The sequence below is a fragment of the Aureimonas sp. OT7 genome (genome assembly GCF_014844055.1).
Lineage (GTDB): Bacteria > Pseudomonadota > Alphaproteobacteria > Rhizobiales > Rhizobiaceae > Aureimonas > Aureimonas altamirensis_A.
This window is the reverse complement of record NZ_CP062167.1, coordinates 3,815,001-3,840,184: the sequence shown is the minus strand read 5'-3', so window position 1 is coordinate 3,840,184 and position 25,184 is coordinate 3,815,001. Positions and strand designations below refer to the sequence as shown.

21 protein-coding genes (1 of these 21 only partly in view) are annotated in these 25,184 nt (G+C 65.3%); 12 read left to right on the top strand and 9 right to left on the bottom strand.

The features are described from left to right. Positions 1–42: 42 nt before the first annotated feature. The gene (locus IGS74_RS18370; protein WP_246722686.1) at positions 43–1,590 is read left to right on the top strand and encodes a M48 family metalloprotease; all 1,548 of its coding nucleotides are present in this window, start codon (positions 43–45) and stop codon (positions 1,588–1,590) included. Between the two features lie 62 nt (positions 1,591–1,652). On the opposite strand, the gene IGS74_RS18365 is transcribed toward IGS74_RS18370, so the two are convergent. The 7 genes from IGS74_RS18365 to ubiG form a co-directional block, all read right to left on the bottom strand. Beyond that, a complete protein-coding gene (locus IGS74_RS18365) occupies positions 1,653–2,519 on the bottom strand; it encodes an RNA polymerase factor sigma-32 (protein ID WP_039196205.1) in 867 nt (288 codons plus the stop codon). Positions 2,520–3,007: 488 nt separating this feature from the next. Beyond that, entirely contained in the window at positions 3,008–3,583 is a 576-nt protein-coding gene (locus IGS74_RS18360; protein WP_039196203.1) for a CarD family transcriptional regulator, read from the bottom strand. A gap of 471 nt (positions 3,584–4,054) precedes the next feature. Then, positions 4,055–4,393, bottom strand: coding sequence for a ferredoxin FdxA (gene fdxA, locus IGS74_RS18355; protein WP_039196201.1), 339 nt, complete (start codon positions 4,391–4,393; stop codon positions 4,055–4,057). 161 nt (positions 4,394–4,554) lie between these two features. Further along, positions 4,555–4,869: an RNA-binding S4 domain-containing protein gene (locus IGS74_RS18350; protein ID WP_052195118.1), complete on the bottom strand. Its 315-nt coding sequence runs from the start codon at positions 4,867–4,869 to the stop codon at positions 4,555–4,557. A gap of 10 nt (positions 4,870–4,879) precedes the next feature. Then, positions 4,880–8,089 carry a helicase-related protein gene (locus IGS74_RS18345; RefSeq protein ID WP_246723179.1) on the bottom strand — a complete coding sequence of 1,070 codons (3,210 nt, stop codon included), beginning with the start codon at positions 8,087–8,089 and terminating at the stop codon, positions 4,880–4,882. 83 nt (positions 8,090–8,172) lie between these two features. Further along, complete coding sequence (locus tag IGS74_RS18340) at positions 8,173–8,646, bottom strand: hypothetical protein (RefSeq protein ID WP_192388085.1); 474 nt, start codon at positions 8,644–8,646, stop codon at positions 8,173–8,175. A gap of 92 nt (positions 8,647–8,738) precedes the next feature. Continuing rightward, the gene (gene ubiG, locus IGS74_RS18335) at positions 8,739–9,485 is read right to left on the bottom strand and encodes a bifunctional 2-polyprenyl-6-hydroxyphenol methylase/3-demethylubiquinol 3-O-methyltransferase UbiG (RefSeq protein ID WP_192388083.1); all 747 of its coding nucleotides are present in this window, start codon (positions 9,483–9,485) and stop codon (positions 8,739–8,741) included. A 204-nt stretch (positions 9,486–9,689) separates the two neighbouring features. Here ubiG and IGS74_RS18330 point away from each other — a divergent pair, with 204 nt between their 5' ends. The 6 genes from IGS74_RS18330 (at position 9,690) to clpB (ending at position 19,631) form a co-directional block, all read left to right on the top strand. Further along, the gene (locus IGS74_RS18330; protein WP_039196196.1) at positions 9,690–10,949 is read left to right on the top strand and encodes an aspartate kinase; all 1,260 of its coding nucleotides are present in this window, start codon (positions 9,690–9,692) and stop codon (positions 10,947–10,949) included. A 68-nt stretch (positions 10,950–11,017) separates the two neighbouring features. Then, positions 11,018–13,297: a phosphoenolpyruvate--protein phosphotransferase gene (gene ptsP, locus IGS74_RS18325; RefSeq protein ID WP_192388081.1), complete on the top strand. Its 2,280-nt coding sequence runs from the start codon at positions 11,018–11,020 to the stop codon at positions 13,295–13,297. Between the two features lie 49 nt (positions 13,298–13,346). Further along, positions 13,347–14,426 carry a peptide chain release factor 1 gene (gene prfA, locus IGS74_RS18320; RefSeq protein WP_039196192.1) on the top strand — a complete coding sequence of 360 codons (1,080 nt, stop codon included), beginning with the start codon at positions 13,347–13,349 and terminating at the stop codon, positions 14,424–14,426. Further along, positions 14,419–15,288, top strand: coding sequence for a peptide chain release factor N(5)-glutamine methyltransferase (prmC, locus tag IGS74_RS18315; RefSeq protein ID WP_192388079.1), 870 nt, complete (start codon positions 14,419–14,421; stop codon positions 15,286–15,288). The genes prfA and prmC overlap by 8 nt, the downstream gene beginning before the upstream one ends. A gap of 388 nt (positions 15,289–15,676) precedes the next feature. Continuing rightward, positions 15,677–16,810: a DUF4167 domain-containing protein gene (locus tag IGS74_RS18310; protein ID WP_192388077.1), complete on the top strand. Its 1,134-nt coding sequence runs from the start codon at positions 15,677–15,679 to the stop codon at positions 16,808–16,810. A gap of 199 nt (positions 16,811–17,009) precedes the next feature. Then, the gene (gene clpB / locus IGS74_RS18305) at positions 17,010–19,631 is read left to right on the top strand and encodes an ATP-dependent chaperone ClpB (protein WP_192388075.1); all 2,622 of its coding nucleotides are present in this window, start codon (positions 17,010–17,012) and stop codon (positions 19,629–19,631) included. 53 nt (positions 19,632–19,684) lie between these two features. Here the strand turns inward: clpB and IGS74_RS18300 are convergent, their stop codons facing one another. After that, positions 19,685–20,071, bottom strand: coding sequence for a PRC-barrel domain-containing protein (locus IGS74_RS18300; protein ID WP_192388073.1), 387 nt, complete (start codon positions 20,069–20,071; stop codon positions 19,685–19,687). Between the two features lie 107 nt (positions 20,072–20,178). On the opposite strand from IGS74_RS18300, the gene IGS74_RS18295 reads away from it, so the two are divergent. The 5 genes from IGS74_RS18295 (at position 20,179) to mgrA (ending at position 24,968) form a co-directional block, all read left to right on the top strand. Next, positions 20,179–21,015 (top strand): aldo/keto reductase, encoded by an 837-nt coding sequence (locus IGS74_RS18295; RefSeq protein WP_192388071.1) that lies wholly within the window; start codon positions 20,179–20,181, stop codon positions 21,013–21,015. Positions 21,016–21,042: 27 nt separating this feature from the next. After that, the gene (locus IGS74_RS18290; RefSeq protein WP_192388069.1) at positions 21,043–21,456 is read left to right on the top strand and encodes a translation initiation factor 2; all 414 of its coding nucleotides are present in this window, start codon (positions 21,043–21,045) and stop codon (positions 21,454–21,456) included. 120 nt (positions 21,457–21,576) lie between these two features. Further along, positions 21,577–22,905, top strand: a complete 1,329-nt coding sequence (locus IGS74_RS18285; protein ID WP_192388067.1) for a L,D-transpeptidase — start codon at positions 21,577–21,579, stop codon at positions 22,903–22,905. A 1-nt stretch (position 22,906) separates the two neighbouring features. Further along, entirely contained in the window at positions 22,907–23,863 is a 957-nt protein-coding gene (locus IGS74_RS18280; RefSeq protein WP_192388065.1) for an extensin family protein, read from the top strand. A gap of 67 nt (positions 23,864–23,930) precedes the next feature. Further along, positions 23,931–24,968 carry an L-glyceraldehyde 3-phosphate reductase gene (mgrA, locus tag IGS74_RS18275; RefSeq protein WP_192388063.1) on the top strand — a complete coding sequence of 346 codons (1,038 nt, stop codon included), beginning with the start codon at positions 23,931–23,933 and terminating at the stop codon, positions 24,966–24,968. Between the two features lie 15 nt (positions 24,969–24,983). Here mgrA and IGS74_RS18270 read toward each other — a convergent pair whose 3' ends face one another. Beyond that, positions 24,984–25,184, bottom strand: the final stretch of a protein-coding gene (locus IGS74_RS18270) for a M23 family metallopeptidase (protein ID WP_192388061.1). 1,740 nt of this gene lie beyond the right edge of the window; the window shows 201 of its 1,941 coding nt (coding positions 1,741–1,941); the start codon falls outside the window, past its right edge — the gene reads right to left on this strand; it ends in the stop codon at positions 24,984–24,986.

The following is a 25,184-nucleotide window of genomic DNA, read 5'->3' as shown; positions in this document are numbered from 1 at the left end:
ATACAGCGCAATCCAGTACCGCGACGAGGGGTTAGGGGAATCATGACGGCCACCATGTCGGTTAGACGGGGCGATCCTGCCGGCCTGCGCGACAGGCGCGCCGGCTGGCGCGTGCTCGCCTGTCTTTCGGCGGGGCTGGCGCTGTCGGCCTGCACGTCGCTGGGTGCCAGTATGGAAGACATGGCGTCCGGCGCGTCGAACCAGACGGGTTTCCTGCCAGCCCAGCAGCGCCAGCCGATCAGCTTCGAGAGTGCGCAGTCCAACGATCCGCAATCCTCGATCGGACGCTCGCAGCATCCGCGTATCCTGGCCGCCTATGGCGGCGCCTATTCGGACCCGAAACTGGAGCGCGCGCTTGCTGCTATCGTCGGGCGCCTGGCTGCCTATTCCGACGATCCGACCAGGGCCTACTCGATCACGGTGTTGAACTCGCCGAACATCAATGCCTTCGCTTTGCCCGGCGGCTATCTCTACGTCACGCGCGGCCTTCTGGCGCTGGCCAACGACTCGGCGGAGGTTGCCGCCGTGCTGGCCCACGAGATGGGGCACGTTTCCGCCAACCACGGCATCAAGCGGCAGGAGCGGGAGCAGGCGGCGGAACTGGCCGGGCGCGTGGTCAGCGAAGTCCTGTCCAGCCCGCAGGACGGTCAGGCGGCGCTGGCGAAGGGGCAATTGAGCCTTGCCAGCTTCTCACGCAACCAGGAACTCGAAGCCGATGCCCTCGGCATCCGCCATATCGGCCGGGCCGGCTACGATCCTTATGCAGCCGCCCGCTTCCTGGAGGCGATGGAATCCTTCAGCCGATTCCGTAACGCCTTCCAGGCGACCAATCCGGAACTGGATTTTCTCGCGTCCCATCCGGCATCGGCGCAGCGCGTCGATTTCGCGCGCCGGCACGCCGCCGAGTTCGGTGGGCAGGGAACGGGCGTTGCGGACAGGGACCGCTATCTCACCGGCATCGATGGAATGCTGTTCGGTGACACGGCCGCGGAAGGCTATGTGCGCGAGCGCAATTTCTTCCACCCCGGCCTCGGCATATCGTTCAGCGTACCGCGGGACTTCGTCATCGACAACACGGCCGAGGCGGTACTGGCGACCGGGCCGGGGGATACGGCGATCCGCTTCGACGGCGTCGCGGTATCCGAGCGGACGCCGTTGGAGGACTATGTGCGCAGCGGGTGGATCGGCGGCCTCGACCAGGCGTCCGTCCAGCCGATGCGCGTCCACGGGCTCGAAGCGGTCAATGCCAAGGCGCAGGGCGGTGCCTATGCCTTCGACATCACCGTCATTCGCGTCGGCGGACAGGTCTACCGGTTCCTCACTGCGATGCCGGCTGCCTCGTCGAACCGGCTGGAGCCCATCGCGCGGGAAATATCGCAGAGCTTCCGCATGATGACGGCAGAAGAGCGCCAGGGCCTGAAGCCATTGCGCATCCGCGTCGTCACGGCCGGTATCGGCGATACCGAATCATCGATTGCCGCGCGAATGCAGGGCGTGGACCGCAAGGTGGAGCTGTTCCGGCTTCTCAACGGCCTGAGTGATTCCGGCGGCGTGCGGACCGGCTCGCGCTACAAGATCATTTCCGAATAGCTTCACGACAAAAGGGCGGCGTCGCTGGACGCCGCCCTTTTGCCTGAAGCCGCCTTGACGCGTCAGCTTACATAGGCTGCCTGATCGGGGTTGCGTGCCAAGAGCGCGGCCCGCAGCTTTTCCAGTGCGCGTGTCTCGATCTGGCGAACGCGCTCCTTGGATATTCCGAGCTCGCTGCCGAGCGCCTCGAGCGTTGCCCCGTCGTCCTGCAACCGGCGTTCGCGGATGATGCGCAGTTCGCGGTCCGACAGTACGTCGAGTGCATCCGTCAGCCAGATCACACGGCGCTCGTCGTCGATGGAACTGGAGACCATTTCGTCGGGAAGCGGGGCGTCCGACACAAGGAAATCCTGCCTGTCGGCGCTGCCGGACTCATCTTCCATCAACGGTGCGTTCAGCGAGGAATCCGGTCCGGACAGGCGGCTGTCCATCAGCGCCACATCGCCCACCGACACGTTCAGCGCCTGTGCAATCTCCCTGTACATCTCGCTCGAGGCTAGGCTCTCCGACCCTTGGCTGAGGCGTGCGCGAAGACGACGAAGGTTGAAGAAAAGCGCCTTCTGGGCCGAGGACGTGCCGCCGCGCACGATGGACCAGTTGCGCAGGATGTAATCCTGTATCGAAGCCCTGATCCACCATGTGGCATAGGTGGAAAAACGCACCTCGCGCTCCGGCTCGAAGCGTGCTGCCGCCTCAAGCAGGCCGACATGCCCCTCCTGGATCAGATCGTTCATCGACAGGCCGAAGTGACGGAATTTGGATGCCATCGAAATCACCAGCCGCATATGCGCGGCCGTCATGCGGTGAAGAGCATCCTGATCTTTCAGATCCTTCCAACGAACTGCGAGCTCGTATTCCTCGTCTCTCTGGAGATAGGGCGCGGCCATAGCCGCCCGGATCATTACGCGGCCTGCGGACTGGGATTTCATCTCGGAGCCTTTCGCTGAAATCTGACAGTACGTGTCACGCGAGGCTCATACACTCACCCCCATCGTCGCACGCAGGAGGAGAACCCCGCACGCAACCGATAGTTCCCGGAAGGAGGAATTTTTTCTGAATTAGATCGCCAGGTCGCCACGGCAAGGGACAAGGGCGGTCATTATGGTCGCAGGCGCTATTCCGCCATTGACATGGGGCCGTCGACACGGGCGCGAGAAACATGCGCAAAGAAAAAGCCGGCGCAGAGGCCGGCTTCCTCGTGGGTTTTGTACCCTGACGGATCAGGCGGCCTCGTCGGCCTCGATCTCGTCTTCGTCGTTCTCGGCAACCTTGGCGCGGCCAGCCTCTGTTGAGGTTGATTTCGATCACGCGCACGGCTTCCGCTAACATGGGGCCGTCGACACGGGCGCGAGAAACATGCGCAAAGAAAAAGCCGGCGCAGAGGCCGGCTTCCTCGTGGGTTTTGTACCCTGACGGATCAGGCGGCCTCGTCGGCCTCGATCTCGTCTTCGTCGTTCTCGGCAACCTTGGCGCGGGCCGGCCTCTTGTTGAGGTTGATTTCGATCAGGCGCACGGCTTCCGTCTCGGACACCTCGTTGACGGCGGCGAGTTCGCGCGCCATGCGTCCGAGGGCCGCCTCATACAACTGGCGTTCCGAATAGGACTGCTCCGGCTGGCTGTCGGCGCGGTACAGATCGCGGACCACCTCGGCGATGGAAATGAGATCGCCGGAATTGATCTTCGCGTCGTATTCCTGGGCGCGGCGACTCCACATCGTACGCTTGACGCGCGCGCGGCCCTGCACGACCTTCAGCGCCCTGTCCACGAAATCCGTCTCGGACAGCTTGCGCATGCCGACGGACTCCGCCTTGGCGACCGGCACCTTCAGCCGCATCTTGTCTTTTTCGAAGTCGATGACGAAGAGTTCGAGCTTCATCCCCGCAACCGTCTGCTCTTCGATGGCTACGATCTGACCGACGCCGTGGGCGGGGTAGACGATGCTTTCACCAGTCTTGAAACCTTGACGCTGGGAGGTCTTCTTCTGAATGCTCATACGCCTGATAAAACTCCCTGTTGTGCGCGGCCTCGAGTGCCGCTATGCACGGGGACGACACGCAGGGTCGCCGGATTAGAGCGCGGGCCACCTCATGATGGCACGACAGTCTGCACTGCGTTGAGGGTTTCGCGGGGCCAAGATCGCCTGTCCGGCCAAAGCCGGATGAGTGCAACCAACGGTGACGAAGAAACGCCTTTCGGAAGTGCCACGAAGCCGGGTGATGCAAGTTGAAGCAAGCCAGCATTCGACTGTTGCGAAAATAATACCCTAATTCCGCATAAAACTCAAGGAAAATGCAGGGATGGTGTGCGCGCAGCATGCGGCCCGATAACGCATAACGGCGCCCTGGCTCTCGATTCAACTTCGAGTGGGCAGAGACGTCCTGGAATCTGCCGCAGTGCGTCAGCCGGATGCCGGCTGGGCCACCCTTTGGCCAACGGTTAGCGGGTCAACCCTGCGTAAAGCTTGTCAGTCGCCGGCGCCCGGCTCCGCTGAGAAGAACTTCTCGAGCTTGTTCTCGACGCCATCCATATCCTTGGCATCGGCCGGCGCGTCTCGCTTGATCGTGATGTTGGGCCACTTCTCGGCAAAGTCGGCGTTGAGTTGCAGCCACTTGTCGAGCCCCGGCTCCGTATCGGGCTTGATCGCCTCTGCCGGGCACTCCGGCTCGCAAACGCCGCAATCGATGCATTCGTCCGGGTGAATGACGAGCATGTTCTCGCCTTCGTAGAAGCAGTCGACGGGGCAAACCTCCACGCAGTCGGTGTACTTGCAACGAATGCAGTTGTCAGTCACCACGTAGGTCATGTCACCCTGTTCCCGGACGCACCGGCGGGACGGTCAGGATCACGCCGGTTGGTTGATGAGGCTGGCTGCGACGATCCCGCCTTTGGGCAAGGTCGCCACGCCGGGCGGAGGTAGCCCCTTGCCGGTTGCGTTGCAAGAGCAAAGCTTGTCGCCATAAGGCCTTATCGCGATAAAGATTTCCCTTGCCCGTCCGCGTCGGTGGACAAGCCCGGGGACGTCAGCTCCTCGAAGAGGTTGGCCGCCTCGCTGGCGGGGCCGCGCCTGTCTCCGGCGGTCAGCACGCGTAACACGCGAACGGATCTGTCCAGACGTATGGTCAGGACGTCGCCCGGCCGCACGAGGCGCGCGGCATGTTCCACCTTGTCACGATTGACGCGAACAGCGCCTGAAATGGCAAGCTTCTGCGCAAGGCTCCGCGATTTGACGACACGCGCGAAGAACAGCCACTTGTCGATACGCTGTTCCCCTGCCGCCATCCCCCGGACCTTACTTCTTGAGCATATCCCTCAGCGTGGCCAGCTTGGCGAAAGGGGAGTCGGGGTCGATCGGCTTCTGCCGTTCGGGCCGCCTTTCCTCCCGCATGGCGGGCTTGCGCTCATCCTTGTCCGGCCTCGGCTTGCCACGCCCTTCCACACGCTTGGCCTTCTGCCAGGGCTTGCGCTGCTGCGCACCCTCCTGGCCCTCGCGTTCGTTGCGCCGGGCCTCCCCGGGTGCACCGGCCGGCGCGCCCTGATTCCCTCCGGGGCGGCGTCGCTGCTGCTGGCCGCCGCGGTTGGCGCGCGCATCGTCGCGCCGTCCGCCACGGCCCTCGCCGCGATGCGGCTTCCAGAGCTGGACGAGCTTGCGCTCTTCCGGGGCCGCGTCCGCCGCACCATCGGTCGCGGCCGGGGCCCCGTCATCCGGTACGGCCTCGTCGGTTGCGACCTCAACCGTGTCTGCCGGCGTATTGTCGGACAGGACGGTATCGACGGGAACGGGAGCGTCTTCCGGCACCGTCTCGATGGCTTCTTCGTCGGTAACGGCCGCCGCAGGCTGCATCAGCGGTGTTTCAGCCTGTGCCTCACTTGCGTCGCCCGGCGAGACTGCCTCGGCTGCCTCATCGGGCGCCACCACCTCGGCGGGCGTGGCAATCGCCGCTTCCTCGACGATCGCCGCGTCTTCGGGCGGCAGCTCGGCCAGCGTCGGCGCGGATGCGGCCTCCTGCGCCGCGACCAGGCGCTCGACCTCGGCCTGCTCGACGCTGCGCGCACGATAGCCGAGACCCTTGAGGATCTCGTCCATATCGTCGGGCGTTGCGCCGAGAATGGACATCATCGCCGCCGTCACCTGGAACTCGCGGCCGTCGAATGCACCCTCCGGGCGTTTTCCGACGCCGGGCTTCCAGGCCAAGGCAGGGCGGATAAGGTCGGCAAGGCGCTCCAGGATATCGACGCGCACCGCGCGCCGGCCGAGAACGCGGTAGCCCGACAACGTATAGAATATGGGGTCGAAGCCGGCATCCAGCGGCGCGGAGGTGCGGCCGGTGGCCAGAAGTTGCGTCACCTCGCCGAAGCCGGGGCGGTCGCGACCGTCGTTGCGGATGCCCCAGAGAAGAGTGATGAGCTGCGCCGGCGCCGGCTTGACCAAAAGGGGCAGGAAAATGTGATAGGCGCCGAAGCGGACGCCGAGGGCGCGCAGGGCCGCGCGGGCGTCCTGATCCAGGCTGCGGACGTCATCGGCGATTTCGCGCCTCTGCAGAATCCCGAAATTTTCGGCAAGGCGATAGGCGATGCCCTTGGCGGTGCCTTCGAGGCCTTCGCCGGCCTCCAGGTCCACCAGCGGCTTGAGCACGGTCGAAACCTGGTAGGTGACATAACGCTCGGCGCGCGCCTGCACCTTGTCGCGCTGGGCGCCGGCCAACTGGTCGTCGGCCAGAAGCACGACGCGCGGACGCAAGGGCGAGTCGCCGGCGCTCAGCACGGCGACGGGCGCCCCCAGCCATCGCAGTAGGCCATCCGAGCCGAGGGCGAAATCGCCATTGGGTGCGTTCGCGAAGCGCTCCGCCCGGTTGTCGTATTCCCCGGACAGGGCCTTCTGCGCCGCGGCGCGTACGGCCTTCGCATCGGGGCCGTCGGATTTGGCGTCCGGCGTGAACCTGAACCCCTGCAGCTCGCCTACATGGTGTCCCTCCACGAGCACCTTGCCGTCGCCGCCGATCTCAGCTTCCATGAATGCGTTCTCTCTCAGCCGCCTCATCAAGACGCTTGTCCTGCGGTCTACGAAGCGTTTCGTCAACCGCTCGTGCAACGCGTCGGACAGCCTGTCCTCGATCGCGCGCGTCTTTTCCTGCCAGTGTGACGGATCGGCAAGCCATCCGGGCCGGTGCGAAATATAGGTCCAGGTGCGGATTTCCGCGATCCGCCGCGACAGCGCATCGATATCGCCTTCGGTGAAGTCGGCCCTCTGGACCTGCGCCGCCATGTAATCTTCGGCGACATGGCCCCGTCCGATCAGGTCGCGGTAGATGGAGGCGATGATGTCCGCATGCTGGGCCGGAGCGATTCGCCGATAGTCGGGAAGCTTGCAGGCTTCCCACAGAAGTTCCACCGCGCGCGCGCCCCTGGCCATCTGGGCAATGCCGGGATCGGCGGCCAGGAGGCCCAGAGCCCGCTGATCGACGGAAGGAAGGCTGCGGGTCAGGTCGGGCACGGCAGGCGCCGCGTCCAGGCTCTGGCGCAGCGCCTCGCAGGACGAGAAGTCGAGCTGCCGCGAACGCCATTGCAACACCTTGAGGGGCTCGAAGCGATGGGCTTCCAGCGCCTCGACCAGTTCCTGCGGCAGCGGATCGACCTGCCCGGTCACGCCGAAGGTTCCGTCACGGACATGCCGGCCGGCGCGCCCTGCGATCTGGCCATATTCGGATGGCGTGAGCTGGCGGTACTGGAAGCCGTCGAATTTCCAGTCCTGAGCGAAGGCGACATGGTCCACGTCGAGGTTCAGGCCCATGCCCACGGCATCGGTGGCCACCAGAAACTCGACGTCGCCATTCTGGTACAGCTCTACCTGTGCATTGCGCGTGCGTGGGCTGAGCGCGCCCAGCACCACGGCGGCGCCGCCGCGCTGGCGCCGTATCAGCTCCGCGATGGCGTAGACCTCGTCGGCTGAAAAGGCGACAATGGCGCTGCGGCGTGGCAGGCGGGTGATCTTCTTGGAGCCGGCATAGAGAAGTTGCGACAGGCGCGGTCGCGTCTGCACCGCAATGCCCGGCATCAATCTTTCCAACACGCCGCGCATGGTCGCGGAGCCAAGGAGCAGCGTCTCCTCGCGGCCGCGCATGTGCAGGATCCGGTCGGTGAAGACATGGCCGCGCTCCAGGTCGCCTGCCAGTTGCACCTCGTCGATCGCGACGAAGGCCGCTCCCGAATCCACAGGCATCGCCTCGACGGTGCAGACTGAGTAGCGGGCATTCGGCGGCTTGATCTTTTCTTCGCCGGTGATCAGCGACACCGCCCCGACGCCGACCCGGTCGACGACGCGTTGATACACCTCCCGCGCCAGGAGACGCAGGGGCAGGCCGATCACGCCCGACGAATGGGCAACCATCCGCTCGATCGCGAGCCACGTCTTGCCGGTGTTGGTGGGTCCGAGAACCGCTTTGACACCGGTCGCGTCGAAGCGCTCGGGCCGGGCAGGCGGTCTGGTGTTGATCGGGCGCATGTCCATCATGTCACCCGATAGTTGGGACATGGACGGCCGTAACGCAATCACCCCGTGGTGCGTGCGACGACCGTCAACAGGTTTCAGGCATCCAGCGCGGCGGACAGGCCCTCGGACAGGAAGCGCAGCCAACGCTGGTGCGAAGGCTCCACGCGCCATGCGACGAGCGCGGACGCGGCACGCGGCTCGTTCCGGCGCCATGCGGCCATCAGGCGCAGCAGCCATGTCTCGTCGTCGCTGACCGCCCGGGCACCGGGACGGTAGATTTCCATGTCGCGGCGGGCATGATCGGCGAGGCCGCGGAAGAAACAGACGGAATAGCGCTCCAGGGACGCCTCGCGCCCCGCAGCGAGCAGGAAACACGCCTTTTCGAGGTTCGGCTTCGGCGCAAGCCGGCTGCGCAGGGCAAGCCACCGCAGGCGATCGAGCTCCATGCGCTGGGAATCGTCCAGCGTATCCGGCCCCGGCATGATGCGCGACGACGTCGGACAGGCGGGGAACGCCAGAACCCTGCCTTCGGGCCGGGACACGGTTTTACGCGATGCAGACGAGGTCATTCGACGGTTCCCGCAGTCCGGGCGGCCATTAATATGACCGCCGATCTCAGCTTCAACTATCAGACTGCATTTCAGATTTCCAGTGCGCGGCGTCAAGCCGGGCGGGTGGCGGACATCATGTAGTTGACGTCCATGTCGGAGGTCGCACGCCATCTGTCGGCCAGCGGCGTGTAGGCGACGCCGGTGCGTGCCGCCAGCGTCAGGCCGGCGGCTTCCAGGGGCCGCGCGATTTCCTCGGGGCGAACGAGTTTTTCGTAGGAATGGGTGCCGCGCGGCAGCCAGCGCAGAACGTACTCCGCACCCACGATGGCCAGCGCCAGGGCCTTCATCGTGCGGTTGATGGTGGCGACCACCATCAATCCGCCGGGCCGCACCATGCCCGCGCAGGTGGTCAGGAAGAACGGAACGTCGGAGACGTGCTCGACGATCTCCAGCGCCAGGACGATGTCGTAGCTTTCGCCCGCCTCAGCCAGTGCCTCGGCCGTCGTGGCGCGATAGTCGATGGCGAGGTTGCCTTGCGAGGCATGCAGGCGGGCGACCTCGATATTCGTGGCGCTGGCATCGGCGCCCGTGATGTCGGCGCCCAGCCGGGCCAGCGGCTCGCAGACGAGGCCCCCGCCGCAGCCGATATCCAGGATGCGCAGGCCGGACAGCGGAAGCGGTGCCAGCGCATCGCGGCCGAAATGCCGCACGATCTCGTCGCGGATCCATTCGAGACGGACGGGATTGAACTTGTGCAGCGGCCGGAACTTGCCATGCGGGTTCCACCATTCGGCGGCCAGCCGGGAGAAACGCTCGACCTCCGCCGCGTCGATCGTCGTCGCCTTGTTGTCGGACATCATGCCTCCGCCTGCCATCGTAGAGGTTAGGTGGATGGGCCGTGCCGTCCGGCAAGTCAACCGGAGGCTTCTTGCAGCAAGCCGTAATTTCGGTTACTGAGCGGCGCTTTCGCGGACCGGACTTCGAATGAGGTCCGGCGTCGCGTGTCGTTTTCAACTTTTCGGCGGCCTCGGGCTGTCGGACAACATCAAGCTTCTTGTCCCATGGCGCGTCTCGTCCTCAAATTCGGCGGCACTTCGGTGGCCGATGTCGACCGTATCCGCAACGTGGCCCGCCACGTCAAACGCGAGGTCGATGCCGGTCACGAGGTCGCGGTGGTCGTCTCCGCCATGTCGGGCAAGACCAATGAGCTGGTCGGATGGTGCCGGGAGGCATCGCCGATCCATGACGCACGCGAGTACGATACCGTCGTCGCATCAGGAGAGCAGGTAACGGCCGGCCTCCTGGCCATCGTCCTGCAGTCGATGGGCGTCAATGCCCGCTCCTGGATGGGGTGGCAGATTCCCATATCGACCGACACCGCCCATGGTGCGGCCCGTATCGAGGACATCGACGGCTCCGATATCACCCGCCGTTTCGCCGAAGGGCAGGTGGCGGTGATCGCCGGCTTCCAGGGCATCGCGCCCGACAGGCGGATCGCCACGCTCGGGCGCGGCGGATCGGACACCAGCGCCGTCGCCGTCGCGGCTGCGCTGAAGGCCGACCGCTGCGACATCTATACGGATGTCGACGGCGTCTACACGACGGATCCGCGCATCGAGCCCAAGGCCCGCCGCATGGACCGCATCTCCTTCGAGGAAATGCTGGAAATGGCGTCGCTGGGCGCCAAGGTGCTGCAGGTTCGCTCCGTCGAACTGGCGATGGTTCACAAGGTGCGCACGTTCGTGCGTTCTTCTTTCGAGGATCCGGATGCGCCCGGCATGGGCGATTTCGACAACCCGCCGGGTACCCTCATTTGCGACGAGGATGAAATCGTGGAACAGCAGGTCGTCACCGGCATCGCCTACGCCAAGGACGAGGCGCAGATATCGCTTCGCCGCGTCGAGGACAGGCCCGGAATCGCCGCCGCCATCTTCGGCCCGCTGGCCGATGCCGGCGTGAACGTCGACATGATCGTGCAGAATATCTCCGAGGACGGAACCCGCACCGACATGACTTTCACGGTGCCCGCCAGCGACCTCGACAAGGCGACGTCGATCATCGAGAACGCCAAGTCGGAGATGCGCTTCGACGTCATCCAGTCGGAAGGCGGCCTGACGAAGGTGTCCGTCATCGGCATTGGCATGCGCAGCCATACGGGCGTCGCGGCCACGGCCTTCAAGGCACTGGCGAACCGGGGCATCAACATCCGCGCCATCACCACGTCGGAGATCAAGATCTCCATCCTGATCGACGGCGAGTTTTCCGAACTGGCGGTTCGGACCTTGCATTCGGTCTACGGTCTCGACAAAGCTCGTCCCTGAGCACGGGCGCCATCTCGAACGCCCGAATCGACATCGCCCCGCAGGCGATGTCCCAACGTGACGGACGGATGACGCCCTTGACGCGAAGCGATTCCCCCGGGCCGCGGGTGTTGTTGCGCCGCATGCGCGAACTGATGGCCGAGCCGCTGGAGCCCCAGGCGCGGCTGGACGAGATCGTCCGCCAGATCGCCGCCAACATGGTGGCGGAGGTGTGCTCCCTCTATATCCTGCGCGCCGACGGCGTGCTCGAGCTCTATGCGACGGAAGGGTTGAACCCCGGGTCGGTCCACCTTGCGCAATTGCGGCTCGGCGAGGGGTTGGTCGGCACCATCGCCGCAACGGCCCGCGCCCTCAACCTCAACGATGCCCAGAAGCATCCGGCCTTCACCTACCTGCCGGAAACCGGCGAAGAGATCTACAACTCCTTCCTGGGGGTGCCCATCCTGCGGGCCGGCCGCATCCTGGGCGTGCTGGTGGTGCAGAACAAGGCCAAGCGCGTCTACCGCGACGAAGAGACCGAAGCGCTCGAGACCGTCGGCATGGTGGTGGCCGAGATGGTGGCCGCCGGCAGCCTGGAAGGCTTGTCACGGCCGGGGGTGGTGCTGGACCTGTCGCGTCCGGTCATGATCGAGGGGGCGGCGCTGGCCGACGGCATCGGCCTCGGCAGCGTAGTGCTGCACGAGCCGCGCGTCGTGGTGACCAACCTGTTCAACGAGGATGTCGAGGGGGAAGTGGCGCGTCTCGACGGCGCGCTGTCGTCGCTGCGCATCTCCATCGAGGACATGCTGTCCCGCCGCGACATCGCGGCCGAGGGCGAGCACCGCGCCGTGCTCGAAGCCTACCGGATGTTCGCCAACGACAGGGGCTGGGTGCGCAAGCTGGAGGAGGCGGTGCGCAACGGCCTGACGGCTGAAGCCTCGGTCGAGAAGGTGCAGTCGGACATGCGGGCGCGCATGATGCACATGGCCGACCCCTATCTGCGCGAGCGTCTGCACGATTTCGACGATCTGGCCAACCGCCTGCTGCGCCAGCTGATGGGGCAGGCGGCCGATCCGTTCGGCGAGGATGGCGCGGGCGACGCCATCATCGTCTGCCGCAACATGGGCGCGGCCGAGCTTCTGGATTACCGCCGCGAGCAGGTGCGTGGCCTGGTGCTGGAAGAAGGCGCGGCGACGAGCCACGTCGTGATCGTGGCCAAGGCGCTCGGCATCCCTGTCGTGGGACAGGCCAAGGGCGCCGTGTCCATGGCCGAAAAGGGCGACGCCATCATCGTGGACGGGGAAAAGGGCGTGGTACACCTGCGCCCGCCCTCCGACATCGAAGACGTCTACGCCGAGCGCGTGGCATTCCGTGCCCTGCGCCAGGAGCGCTACCGCCAGCTTCGTGACCAGCCGTCCGAAACGAAGGACGGCCGCCGCATCTGGCTGCTGGTCAATGCCGGCCTTCTCGTGGACCTGCCGCAACTGGCCGATTCCGGTGCCGACGGCGTCGGTCTCTTTCGGACGGAACTGCAGTTCATGGTCGCTTCGGCAATGCCGAAGACCAGCGAACAGGAGCGGCTGTACGCCTCCGTCCTGGACGCGGCGGGCGACAAGCCGGTGACGTTCCGTACACTGGATGTCGGTGGCGACAAGGTTCTGCCCTACCTGCACCAGTCCGCCGAGGAGAACCCCGCCCTTGGCTACCGCGCCTTGCGGCTGGCGCTCGACAAGCCCGGCCTGATGCGCACCCAGCTCCGCGCCCTGCTGCGTGCGGCCGGGGGGCGCGAGCTGCGTGTCATGTTCCCCATGGTGACCGACATGGAGGAACTGAAGCAGGCGCGCGACCTGATCTCCCGGGAGTTCAAGCAGCAGACGCGGTTCGGCCATGTCATGCCGCGCCGCCTGAAGCTGGGCGCGATGATCGAGGTGCCGTCGATGCTGTACCAGCTCGACGAACTGATGGCGCTGGTGGACTTCGTGTCCATCGGCTCCAACGACCTGTTCCAGTTCTTCTGTGCCGTGGATCGCGGCAATGCACAGATTGCCGGGCGCTTTGACGACCTGTCCCCTCCCTTCCTGAAGGCGCTGCGAGAGATCCTGCGCGCGGGCGAGCGCAACGACGTATCGGTGACGCTGTGCGGCGAGATGGCCGGACAGCCATTGTCGGCCATGGCATTGATTGCGCTGGGCTTCAAATCCATATCCATGACCACGTCCTCGATCGGGCCGGTGAAGGCGATGCTGCTGGAGCTGGATGCCGGGGACCTGTCGCGTGAGCTCGACGCCTTCCTGGAGAACAGGTTCCGGCAGGGCCGGCTTCGAGAATTCCTGCGGGACTACGCCGCCCGCAACTCCATCCCGCTCTAGGCCTGGCGCTCCAGGCGCCGACAGCCGGGCGCATCAATTCAGGAATACCATGGCGATCTTGCCTGCCGACACCATGAACGAAATCCTAAAGCGCTCCGAGCACCTGGAGGCCGAGATGGCCAAGGGACCGGAGCACGAGGTCTATGCACGCCTGGCCGCGGAATATTCGGGGCTCGAGGACGTCGTCGCGGCCATCCGCGCCTATCACGCCGCCACGCGCGAGCGCGCCGACCTCAAGGGCCTTCTGGACGACCCGAGTGCCGACCGCGACATGCGCGATCTGGCAGCGGCGGAGATGGACGAACTGGCCGACCGCATCGAGACGCTGTCGGACGATATCCTGATCCTGCTTCTGCCCAAGGACGCCGCCGACGAGAAAGGCGCGATCCTGGAAATCCGGGCCGGCACCGGCGGCTCGGAGGCCGCCCTCTTTGCCGGCGACCTGTTCCGCATGTACCAGCGCTATGCCGAGTTGCGTGGCTGGAAGGTCGAGATCCTCGATGCCTCGGACGGCGAGGTCGGCGGCTATCGGGAAGTGATCGCCGAGGTGCGCGGCAAGGGGGTCTTCTCGCGGCTGAAATTCGAATCGGGGGTGCACCGGGTGCAGCGCGTACCGGCGACGGAATCCTCCGGGCGCATCCACACGTCGGCGGCAACGGTGGCCGTGCTGCCGGTGGCCGAGGATGTGGACATAGAGATCCGCGCCGAGGATATCCGCATCGATACGATGCGCGCGTCCGGAGCCGGCGGCCAGCATGTCAACACCACGGATTCGGCCGTGCGCATCACCCACCTGCCCACCGGCATCGTCGTCACTTCGTCCGAGAAGTCGCAGCACCAGAACCGGGCGCGGGCGATGCAGGTTCTGCGCGCGCGGCTTTTCGACATGGAGCGGCAGCGGGTGGAAAGCGAACGATCCGAGGCGCGCCGCTCGCAGGTGGGCTCGGGAGACCGCTCGGAGCGCATCCGCACCTACAATTTCCCGCAGGGCCGTGTGACCGATCACCGCATCAACCTTACGCTCTACAAGCTCGACCGCGTCATCGAAGGCGAGATGGATGAACTGGTCGACGCGTTGATCGCCGATCATCAGGCGGCGCAACTGGCGTCCATGGGTGTCGATGCCTGAGGCGCCCACCATAGGCGAGCTCCTGGCAGAGGCGCGGGCCGAGCTGGCCGCGGCGGGTATCGACAGCGCGGCGGCGGATGCCCGCATCCTGATGATGGACAGCCTGGGCCTGACCTCGACGGATCTTCACCTGCGCTCCGGGCAGCCTCCATCGCGGCCGGTGGAACCGTTTTGGCAAAGGCTGCTGCGGCGGATGGCGGGGGAACCGGTCTACCGCATCCTGGGGTATCGCCCGTTCTACGCCCATGAGTTCACGCTGTCGGCCGATACGCTGGAGCCGCGGCCGGACACCGAGACGCTGGTCGATCTGGCCATCGAGGCGCTATCGGGGCGGTTCGGGCGACAGACGCCGTTTCTGTTTGCCGATATCGGAACCGGCACCGGCGCCATCGCGGTGTCGCTCCTGTCGGAGTTTCCGTTCGCCGAGTGCATTGCCGTCGACATAGCGCAGGGCGCCCTGGACACGGCCATGGAGAATGCCCGGCATGCCGGCGTCTCCTCCCGCATCCGCCCGCTCGTATCGAACTATCTCGGGTCGATCGCGGAGCCGCTGGACGCCATCGTCTCCAACCCACCCTATATACCGTCCGACGAGATCGACGGGCTGGATGTCGGCGTTCGCTGTCACGATCCTCGACGCGCGCTGGATGGCGGGGCGGATGGGCTCGATGCCTATCGCGCCCTGGCAGCAGGCGCGGCGGACGTCTTGCGGCAAGGCGGCGACATGCTGCTGGAGGTGGGCGCCGGCCAGGGCGACGACGTCCGCTGCCTGATGCAGCGCGCGGGCCTTGCTTTCGTCTCATCGAGGGCGGACCTCGGCGGGCATGAGCGAGCGCTCCTGTTCCGGCGCGCCGCCGGATGACAAATACGGACACAATGCACAATTAAATGGGAAACCGACCAACAAACCCCTTGTGAGCGCGCTTCGGAGCCACTAGGACTAACTCCAGAGACGGATATTCGGCAGGGCTGGCGCAACGCTTCGTTAGAGGCGGTTAAGCCGAAAGTCCCCCGAAAAGGCTCCGATCCGTCCAGGTGTCGGTGAACACTCGCGGGACACGACCAACACGAAACATGGCGAGCATGGGCGGCGCATTCGCTGACGCGGATTCTGCCGCAAATGCTCAAACGCTGATTTTCATGCGTGGCGGCCTGTGCCGCCCGAAAAGATGGGGCCAGACCGGACGAACAGGCAGCGCGATTTTCAGGCGTGGCCGAAACGGACCGTGTGATCCAAAGACAGGAAAAGCATGAGGCCACAACAGCAGAACAAGCGTATGCGTGGACGTGGGCGCAAGGGCCCAAATCCGCTGGCACGCAGCTACGAATCCAATGGACCGGACGTGAAAATTCGCGGGACGGCCCAGCACATCGCCGAAAAATACACGACGCTGGCGCGCGATGCGACGGCCTCCGGCGACCGCGTGATGGCGGAAAACTATCTTCAGCACGCCGAGCATTATGGGCGCATCGTTGCCGCCGCGCAGGGGAGTTTCCAACTCCAGTCCGCCGAGCGGGACTATGATGGCGACGAGGACGAGGGCGACGATCTGCCGGCAGAGGGCAGCGCCCCGAACGGCCAGCAGAACAATGGCCAGCAGAACAATGGCCAGCAGCATAACGGCTTCAACGGCGATCGCCAGCACAATGGGGGCGAGCGCCAGAACAACGGCCAGAACCGCCATGATGGCGGCCGGTCGGATAATCCGCGCCACGACGGCAACCGCGACCGCGACCGCCGCAACAATTTCCGCGACCGGCAGGGCAATGGCGAAGGCTATCCATCGGAGGCTGTCGCCGAGGGCGACGACGGCCAGAACCGCCAGAACGGCAACCGCACCGACAACAACAACCGCAACGACGGTAGTTTCCGCCGTGACCGGGATGATCGGCGTACCCGCTTCGCCGAGCGCCGCGAGCGTTTCAACCGCGAGCGTGGCGATGGACAGGTCGGCGACGGCCAGGATGTAGGCGCCGTAGGCGCTCCGCAGCCGGAGATCGATTCTCCTGCATTCGCCGACGACGCGGCGACGACGCCGTCCGTCGAGGTGAAGGCGGAGCAGGGCCGCCGGCGCGGTCGCCCGCGCCGTGATGACGACGAGGCGACAGCCGGTGTCGATGCACCGGTGAATGCCGAGGTTCCCGCCCCCGCGGCCGGGGAATCCCCCGCCACGTCAAGCGCCGATGCCATCGATGCGGCCGATGCCGATGCGAAGCCGGCCCCGCGCCGGCGTCCCCGCGCCGCCGCCAAGGTGGAGGGCGAGGACGCCGGTTCGGAAGCGCCCAAGCGCAAGCCGGCCACGCGCGCCCGCCGCAAGAAGTCGGACGACGACGTATCCGAAGAGAGCCGTCTGCCGGCCTTCCTTGTCGGTTCGGACAACTGAACGCCGTTCACTGCACGTGACGGTACTGGGGCCGGCTTCGCCGGCCCTTTTTCTTTGCATCCAAACTTTTGCCGGGGCATCTTTTCGGCAGGCTCGACCCATCCCATATCCAGTGCAGCGGTTCGCCTGAAGGGGACCGACTCCACGGTGTGGCGATGGATGCCGAAGATCGGGCCGTCGCCGTAAAGGAGATGACCGGATGAATATCGAAAAATATACGGAGCGTGCGCGGGGCTTCGTTCAAGCCGCGCAGACCCTGGCGCTCACGCGCGACAATCAGCAATTCCTTCCCGAACATCTGTTGAAGGTTCTGGTGGACGATCCCGAAGGGATGGCCACGGGCCTGATCGAACGCGCGGGTGGACGGTCGCGGGATGTAAGGCTGGCGGTGGACGCCGCCGTCGACGCCATCCCCCGCGTAACGGGCGGGGCGGGGCAGATCTATCTTGCGCCGCAGACGGCGAAGGTGTTCGCCACGGCGGAGGAGATCGCCAAGAAGGCCGGCGACAGCTTCGTGACGGTGGAGCGGCTGCTGCTTGCCCTCGCCATGGAGAAAAGCGCCAAGACATCCGAAATCCTGGCAAATGCCGGCGTGACGGCCAATGCCCTCAACGCCGCCATCAACGAGATTCGCAAGGGCCGCACCGCCGACAGCGCATCCGCCGAGCAAGGCTATGATGCGTTGAAGCGCTATGCGCGCGACCTGACCAAGGATGCCCGCGAAGGCCGGCTGGACCCGGTGATCGGCCGCGACGACGAAATTCGCCGCACGATCCAGGTTCTGTCGCGCCGCACGAAGAACAACCCTGTCCTCATCGGCGAGCCCGGCGTCGGCAAGACGGCCATCGCCGAAGGGCTGGCCCTGCGCCTCGTCAACGGCGATGTGCCGGAATCGCTACGCGACAAGCAGCTTATGGCTCTTGATATGGGAGCGCTGATTGCCGGCGCGAAGTATCGCGGTGAATTCGAGGAGCGGTTGAAGTCCGTCCTGTCGGAAGTGCAATCCGCCGACGGCAACATCATCCTGTTCATCGACGAGATGCACACCCTGGTCGGCGCCGGCAAGGCGGACGGCGCCATGGATGCGTCCAACCTATTGAAGCCTGCCCTGGCCCGCGGCGAACTGCATTGCGTCGGCGCGACGACGCTGGATGAATACCGCAAGCATGTCGAGAAGGACCCGGCGCTTGCCCGTCGCTTCCAGCCTGTCTTCGTCGACGAGCCGACGGTCGAGGACACGATCTCGATCCTGCGGGGGCTGAAGGAGAAGTACGAGCAGCATCACAAGGTGCGTATATCGGACTCTGCGCTCGTGGCGGCGGCGCAGCTTTCCAACCGCTATATCACCGACCGCTTCCTGCCCGACAAGGCGATCGACCTTGTCGACGAGGGTGCGGCGCGGTTGCGCATGGCCGTCGATTCCAAGCCCGAGGCCCTCGACGAGATCGACCGCCGCGTCGTGCAGTTGAAGATCGAACGCGAGGCCCTGAAAAAGGAAAAGGACGATGGCGCCCGCAGCCGGCTGGAGCGTCTTGAGGCGGAGTTGGCCGACCTGGAGGAGCAGTCCGACGCGTTGACCGCAACCTGGCAGGCCGAAAAATCGAAGCTCGGCCACGCGGCGGAGCTCAAGCGTCAGTTGGACGAAGCGCGCAACGCGCTTGCCATCGCCCAGCGCAATGGCGAGTTCCAGCGCGCCGGGGAGTTGGCCTATGGCCAGATTCCGGACCTCGAGCGCCAGTTGAAGGAGGCCGAGACGGCGGACCAGTCTCAGGCCGGCTCGATGGTCGAGGAAACCGTGACGGCGGACCATGTCGCGCAGGTCGTTTCCCGCTGGACGGGCATCCCCGTGGACCGGATGATGGAGGGCGAGCGCGACAAGCTGCTGCGGATGGAGGATGTCCTCTCCCAGCGTGTCGTGGGGCAGGGCGAGGCGGTGCAGGCCGTTTCCCGTGCCGTGCGGCGCGCGCGCGCCGGCCTGCAGGATCCGAACCGGCCTATCGGCTCGTTCATCTTCCTCGGCCCCACGGGTGTCGGCAAGACCGAGCTGACCAAGGCGTTGGCCGGTTTCCTCTTCGACGAGGAAACCGCGATGGTGCGCATCGACATGTCCGAGTTCATGGAGAAGCATTCCGTGGCCCGGCTGATCGGCGCGCCTCCCGGCTATGTCGGCTACGAGGAGGGCGGCGTGCTGACCGAGGCGGTGCGGCGCCGGCCCTACCAGGTGATCTTGTTCGACGAGATCGAGAAGGCGCACCCGGATGTGTTCAACGTGCTGCTGCAGGTTCTCGATGATGGCCGGCTGACAGACGGGCAGGGCCGTACGGTGGATTTCCGCAACACGCTGATCGTCATGACGTCCAACCTCGGTGCGGAATATCTCGTGGCGCTCAAGGACGACGAGGATGTCGAAACGGTGCGTGCGCAGGTGATGGATGTGGTGCGGGCCAGTTTCCGTCCGGAATTCCTGAACCGCGTCGACGAGACGATCCTGTTCCATCGGCTGCATCGCTCCGAGATGGGCGCGATTGTCGATATCCAGATGCAGCGGCTGGAAAAGCTGTTGCAGGAGCGCAAGATCACGCTGGAGCTCGAGCCGTCGGCACGCGACTGGCTGGCGGACAAGGGCTACGACCCGGCCTACGGTGCGCGGCCGCTGAAGAGGGTGATCCAGCGCGAAGTGCAGGACCCCCTTGCCGAACGCATCCTGCTCGGCGAGATCAAGGACGAAGACAGCGTCAAGATTTCGGCCGGCAACGACAGGTTGCAGTTCTATGTGGTCGGCTCCAAGGCCGAGACACAAGGCGACCGCTTCGCCGCATGACGCAAAAGGGGCGGCCTTGCGGCCGCCCCTATCGTTTGAGCATCCGGCTTCGGTCAGTAATAGCCGATACCGTAATAATCGTTGATCCGCCGCCCATAGGCCGGATCCACCCAGTCGGGCCGGTCGCGTTCGGAATAATGCGGTGCGCCTTCCAACTGTTCGCGCGTCAGGCCGACCACGTAGCCGCCTTGCCGCTCGTCGTATTTCAACACTTCCCAGGGCAGCGGATGATACTCTTCCCCGATCCCGAGGAAGCCGCCGAACGACATGATCGCGTATTTGACCTTGCCGTCGCGCTTGCCGATCACAAGATCGTAGATGTGCCCCAGGCTGTCGCCTTCGGTGTTGTACACCTTCGTGCCGTTGACCCGGCTTGCTTCGATGGCGTCGGCACCAACCTGCACGTCACCGTTCGGGCTTACTTCATAAGTCGAGGACATGGAGATACCTCCCTTTTTCGTCCTTGGTCCGCTTCTGGAACGACGCAAGCCGCGCGCTCGTTCCGGCCCCGTGGTGTCGAAAGCAGGATTGAAAGGCTGGAAAGCAGATGCGGATAATAGACTTCGCCGATGGCGACGGCGTTCCGGCCATCGGGCAGGGCACCTGGATGATGGCCGAAGGTCGTCAACCGCGCAGCGAGGAGATCGAGGCGCTGCGCGTCGGTTTCGATCTCGGCCTGACTCTGGTGGATACGGCCGAAATCTATGGCGGCGGCGCTTCGGAGGAACTGGTGGGCGAAGCCATGGAGGGGCGCCGAGACGAACTCTTCGTCGTCTCGAAGGTCGCTCCTTCACATGCGTCCTCTCCTGGCACCATCCGCGCGCTGGAGGCGAGCCTGAAACGGCTGCGCACGGACCGGGTCGATCTCTATCTGCTGCACTGGCGCGGCGGCTTTCCCCTGGCGGAAACGGTCGATGCGCTGGGTCGCCTGCGCGACGACGGCAAGATTCTGATGTGGGGCGTATCGAATTTCGATACGGACGATATGCAGGAGCTGATGGACACGCCGGGCGGACGCGCCTGCGCAACCAACCAGATCCTCTACAATCCCGAGGAACGCGGAACCGAATTCGACCTTCTGCCCTGGATGCGGCGCGAGGGAATGCCGGTCATGGCCTACTCGCCCGTGGGGCAGGGCGGCCATTTGCTGCGTCATCGGGCGCTTGTCCGGGTTGGAGAGCGGCATGGGGTCAGCCCGGCGCAGGTGGCGCTGGCCTTTGCCATCCGCGATGGAAACGTCATCGCCATTCCGAAAGCCGGCACGCCGGAGCATGTGCGGCAGAATGCCGCCGCGCTGCATCTTTATCTGGATTCCGAGGATATGGCGGTGCTGGACGCCGCATTCCCGCCGCCGTCAGGCAAGGTTCCGTTGTCTATAATCTGACCTGTATCGGTCCTGGACGAGGTTTCGATGACCCTGCGAGCGATTGCGCTTCTATGCCTGACTCTATCCACGCTGACGGCCTGCGGTACCATCGCGCGCGGGACGAGCGACGACGTGACCATCGAAGTCGAGCCGGCGGACGCGCTGGTGCGCACCAGCTATGGCAGGGTCTGCCGCGGTCCCTGCAAGATCCGTGCGCCACGCGCCGAGGATTTCACCGTCACCGCGGAGAAGCCGGGCTATGCCAGCCAGACGGTCGAGGTGCGGTCCAAGGTCAGCCTCGCCGGAGCCACCGGGGCGGCACGCAACGTCATGACAGGGGTCGGCGTCGTGGGCGCCGGCGTCGATGTCTATTCCGGTGCAATCTACGATCATGAACCCAATCCCGTCCGCTTCCGTCTGCGACGGGCGGAGCAGGGGCCGGCGCGGCGGGGATCCTGAGATGGCGGTGCTCGGTATTTGCCATTCGGTAACCATATCTTGCGATAGAATGACGGTTGGATACGTTCGCTTGGGACGGTGGAACCTCTGGTCGAACTTTTCGGCTGGAAAGGATTGAAGATGATGGCGTTGCGTTCTCGCTGGACATTCGCGTTCCTGGCGATGTTGCCGCTGGCCGCGACCTCCGCGCAGGCGCAGTACGGCTATGATTACGGGCGCGATCCATATGCCGCGCACGATCCCTACTACGATAACCAGGATATGGGAGACGTCAGGCGCTTCATCGACGAGGACGGACGCATCGTAACGGTGGACCCCTATGGCCGCGTCGTCTCGATCGAGGAGCCGGCCCGGCGAGCGCCACCTCCTGGGGCGATCCTGGAAGGACCGGCCGAGCGATACGATCCGTACGGTAATTATGGAACCGGACCGTCGGATTCCATGCCCATGCCGCCGGCCGGCGCTTCGCAGCGCGCCGGTATTCCGCCGGTGGACAACACCTATACGGGCTCGGTCAACCCGGCGCAGCAGGCCATGCCGGCGCCCGGCCAGCCGATGATCGAGACCAATCCCGCACCGGCGGTCGCCGGCCCGACCGGGCGCAACGCCAAGGCCGAAGTCGCCGCGCTGCAGGTGATCCTCGATCGCGCGGGCGTATCTCCCGGCGTCATCGACGGACGCATGGGGTCCAACGTCAACAAGGCCGTCGCCGCCTATCATGAAATGACGGGTCGCCTCCTGGACGCGACGAGCCCGCAGGCGCTGCTGGAAGAACTGTATGCGACGGGCGGCCCGGCGGTCGTGGAGTATGAAATCACCAATGAGGACGTTTCCGGGCCTTTCGTCGCGTCGATCCCTTCGGACTATGCCGAAAAGGCAACGCTGCCGGCGATGTCCTACGAGCGCGTCTCGGAAATGCTGGCCGAACGGTTCCACATGGACGAGGCCTATCTCAAGGAGATCAACCCGGGCGCCGATTTCACCCGCCCCGGCACGGTCCTGCGGGTCATGGATACCGGCTCCAACGTCAAGACGCCGGTGGCCCGCGTGGTGGCCGACAAGGGCCGCGAACAGGTGCGCGCCTATGACGAATACGGCCGGCTGGTCGTCGCCTATCCTGCGACGATCGGCTCTTCCGCGACCCCATCGCCCACCGGAACGCACACCGTGGCGCGCATCGCGCTGAACCCCAACTACACGTACAATCCGAAGATCAATTTCCAGCAGGGCAACAACACCGGCGTCCTGACGATCCCGCCCGGGCCGAACGGCCCGGTCGGCTCTGTCTGGATCGCCTTGTCCAAGCCGACCTACGGCATCCACGGAACGCCGGAGCCGTCGCAGATCGGCAAGACGAACAGCCATGGCTGCATCCGCCTCACCAACTGGGACGCCCAGGAATTGGCAAAGCTGGTGAAACCGGGCGTAACCGTAGAGTTTCACGACTGACATGATCCCCATCCGGCCGGTCGTCTTCGCCTCTTGCATCATCGCCTACGGCATCGGCTGCGCCGTTGCCGGGGCGCAGCAAAGCCCTCCCGTTCCGACGCCGGTCCCCGGTGGTGAAACCGCCGTACCATCGCTACCCAGCCCCGAAGGGCAGGATATTCCGGAGGAGACCATCCCCGTTCCCGAGGCGAAGCCCGGGGAGCAACCGGAGCCCGCCGATGCGGACCGGCAGCCCGAGCCGGAGCCGCCGTCGGCCGATGCGCCCGAGGTTGCACAACCCGATCCGCAGGGCCCCGCCCGGCCAAGCCCCGCCTATGTCCCGCCCGAGAAGGCACGCACGCAGCCGGAGCCGTCCGCCCCGACGACCCCGGAAGCAGCCGTGACGCCGGAAGAATCGGTCGAGGCGGCGGAAGCACTGCTGGATGCGGAGACGTGCGAGGGCGAGTTGAAGAAGCGCGGCGTCGAATTTTCCATCGGAGATTCGATTGCCGATGGCGATTGCGGTGTGCTGCGCCCGGTCACCATCCAGTCGCTCAGTACCGGCATGACGGTCTCACCCGACACGCAGATGCTGTGCCGCACGGCCTTGGCGCTGGATATCTGGGTTGCGGAAGGCGTGGTCGAAGCCGCCAGGAAGGCGCTGCCCGACGAAAAACTGGCGTCCATTACGCAGGCATCGACCTATATGTGCCGGGAACGGGCCAGCGAAAGCCGCATTTCGGAGCATTCGCGCGGCAGTGCCATCGACATCGCATCCTTCGGTTTCAAGTCGGGCAAGAGCATCATCGTCGAGCGGCAGGAGCCGGCGTCTGCGGACGATCGGTTCCTGGCGGACTCGAGGCGCGCGGCCTGCGGTCCGTTTCGGACCGTCCTCGGACCCGGCACCGACGCAGATCACGATACGCATTTCCACCTGGATATCGCTGCACGCAACAATGGCTCCACCTACTGCCGTTGAAACTTGAGGCTGCGTCTGCCTGCAGTTACAAGGCGACAGACTTCAAGTTTTCCGGGAGGGACGACAGATGCCATACGATGCCGCGGCAAACCGCTACGACGGCATGCCCTACAGGCGCACGGGCCGCTCAGGGCTGCAACTGCCGGCGATCTCGCTTGGGCTCTGGCAGAATTTCGGGGGCGTCGACAGCTTTGAAACGGGGCGCGCGGTATTGCGCCGTGCCTTCGACAGGGGCGTCACGCATTTCGACCTCGCCAATAATTACGGCCCGCCCCCCGGATCGTCCGAGGAACAGTTCGGCCGGTGGCTGGACTTGGATTTTTGCCCCTACCGCGACGAACTGATCGTGTCCACCAAGGCGGGCTACCTCATGTGGCCGGGCCCTTACGGCAATCTCGGCTCGCGCAAGTACATCCTGGCCAGCCTGGACCAGAGCCTCAAGCGCATGGGGCTGGACTATGTGGACATCTTCTACCACCACCGACCGGATCCCGACACGCCGCTGGAAGAAAGCATGGGCGCGCTGGATCAGGCGGTCCGCTCGGGCAAAGCGTTGTATGTCGGCGTCTCTTCTTATTCGCCGGAGCTGACGCGCGAGGCGTATCGCATTCTCAAGGCGCAGGGTACGCCCTTCGTCATTCACCAGCCGTCCTATTCCATGCTGAACCGATGGGTAGAGGACGGCCTTCTGGATACGCTGGCCGAACTCGGCCTCGGCTGCATCGCCTTCTCGCCGCTCGCGCAGGGGCTGCTCACGACCAAATATTTGAACGGCGTGCCCGAAGGCTCGCGCGCCACGCGCAGCGTTTCGTTTTCGCCGGAGCTGATCACACCGGAGAATATCGAGCGGATATCGGCGCTGAACGGTATCGCCAAGGCGCGCGGCCAGAGCCTGGCGCAGATGGCCATCGCCTGGGTTCTACGCAATCCGGCCGTCACCTCGGCACTGATCGGCGCCCGCAATGTCGAGCAGCTCGATAATTCCTTGGATGCGTTGAACAATCTGCAGTTCTCCGACGACGAGTTGAGGTCGATCGATTCCCATGCAACGGAGGGCGGGATCGATCTGTGGCGCAGCCACTCCCGCATCAAGCCGGCTGCCTGAGACGGCAACCGTCTTTTAGCGGCCGGCAACCCGCATGTCGGCCGCGCCTTCCTCGATCAGCGTGTCGATGCGGGCGCGTTCCTCCTGGAAGGCGTCCATCTGCTCGCCTTTCAGGGCGCGGCTCGCCGGAAGGCGGATACGCATCGGATCGACGCGCTGTCCGTTGACCGATACCTCGTAATGCAGGTGATTGCCGGTGGACAGGCCCGTCGATCC

Coding starts and splice junctions, on each gene's coding strand:
- IGS74_RS18345 (WP_246723179.1), bottom strand. CDS start 8,089: ATGCGCCCGATCAACACCAGACCGCCTGCCCGGCCCGAGCGCTTCGAC.
- IGS74_RS18360 (WP_039196203.1), bottom strand. CDS start 3,583: ATGAGCATTCAGAAGAAGACCTCCCAGCGTCAAGGTTTCAAGACTGGT.
- IGS74_RS18285 (WP_192388067.1), top strand. CDS start 21,577: ATGATGGCGTTGCGTTCTCGCTGGACATTCGCGTTCCTGGCGATGTTG.
- IGS74_RS18310 (WP_192388077.1), top strand. CDS start 15,677: ATGAGGCCACAACAGCAGAACAAGCGTATGCGTGGACGTGGGCGCAAG.
- prmC (WP_192388079.1), top strand. CDS start 14,419: ATGCCTGAGGCGCCCACCATAGGCGAGCTCCTGGCAGAGGCGCGGGCC.
- ubiG (WP_192388083.1), bottom strand. CDS start 9,485: ATGTCCGACAACAAGGCGACGACGATCGACGCGGCGGAGGTCGAGCGT.
- IGS74_RS18295 (WP_192388071.1), top strand. CDS start 20,179: ATGCGGATAATAGACTTCGCCGATGGCGACGGCGTTCCGGCCATCGGG.
- IGS74_RS18330 (WP_039196196.1), top strand. CDS start 9,690: ATGGCGCGTCTCGTCCTCAAATTCGGCGGCACTTCGGTGGCCGATGTC.
- IGS74_RS18340 (WP_192388085.1), bottom strand. CDS start 8,646: ATGACCTCGTCTGCATCGCGTAAAACCGTGTCCCGGCCCGAAGGCAGG.
- IGS74_RS18300 (WP_192388073.1), bottom strand. CDS start 20,071: ATGTCCTCGACTTATGAAGTAAGCCCGAACGGTGACGTGCAGGTTGGT.
- IGS74_RS18290 (WP_192388069.1), top strand. CDS start 21,043: ATGACCCTGCGAGCGATTGCGCTTCTATGCCTGACTCTATCCACGCTG.
- IGS74_RS18370 (WP_246722686.1), top strand. CDS start 43: ATGACGGCCACCATGTCGGTTAGACGGGGCGATCCTGCCGGCCTGCGC.
- mgrA (WP_192388063.1), top strand. CDS start 23,931: ATGCCATACGATGCCGCGGCAAACCGCTACGACGGCATGCCCTACAGG.
- prfA (WP_039196192.1), top strand. CDS start 13,347: ATGGCGATCTTGCCTGCCGACACCATGAACGAAATCCTAAAGCGCTCC.
- IGS74_RS18350 (WP_052195118.1), bottom strand. CDS start 4,869: ATGGCGGCAGGGGAACAGCGTATCGACAAGTGGCTGTTCTTCGCGCGT.
- IGS74_RS18280 (WP_192388065.1), top strand. CDS start 22,907: ATGATCCCCATCCGGCCGGTCGTCTTCGCCTCTTGCATCATCGCCTAC.
- ptsP (WP_192388081.1), top strand. CDS start 11,018: ATGACGCCCTTGACGCGAAGCGATTCCCCCGGGCCGCGGGTGTTGTTG.
- IGS74_RS18365 (WP_039196205.1), bottom strand. CDS start 2,519: ATGAAATCCCAGTCCGCAGGCCGCGTAATGATCCGGGCGGCTATGGCC.
- fdxA (WP_039196201.1), bottom strand. CDS start 4,393: ATGACCTACGTGGTGACTGACAACTGCATTCGTTGCAAGTACACCGAC.
- clpB (WP_192388075.1), top strand. CDS start 17,010: ATGAATATCGAAAAATATACGGAGCGTGCGCGGGGCTTCGTTCAAGCC.